General features: G+C 37.9%; 1 protein-coding gene. It reads right to left on the bottom strand.

Going from position 1 to position 272, the window contains the following annotated elements; genetic code table 11:
• Positions 1-72: 72 nt before the first annotated feature.
• Positions 73-272, bottom strand: a 200-nt coding sequence (locus AAEZ00_RS21245) for a hypothetical protein (protein WP_351089886.1), incomplete at its 5' end; no start/stop codon positions are given.

Genomic DNA, 272 nt, shown 5'->3' with positions numbered 1-272 from the left:
AATATTATCTTAAAATAATGGCTACTGTTTAAACTTTTTTTTTAACACCTATTAAACCTAGTTTTTTTTATGCTATTTGTCTATGGGATCTGCTGCATAAGCGGTCATTAACTTATTGATCGGCGTTTTTGCTAAGCTACCATCTTCCACCATTTTATCAATCGCCGTGATAACCTCGCTGCCGTTCATTTCTGGAATCATCCAGTCTACCAACAATAACTCGCCCCTTTGTTTACGCAACATATCCACTGCTTTTGGGCCACTGTTAGCTG

Origin of the sequence: Shewanella sp. S1-49-MNA-CIBAN-0167 (assembly GCF_040310145.1) — a bacterium.
Lineage (GTDB): Bacteria > Pseudomonadota > Gammaproteobacteria > Enterobacterales > Shewanellaceae > Shewanella > Shewanella psychromarinicola.
Note: the sequence above shows the minus strand (reverse complement) of the source record. Positions and strands in the feature narration are given on the sequence as shown.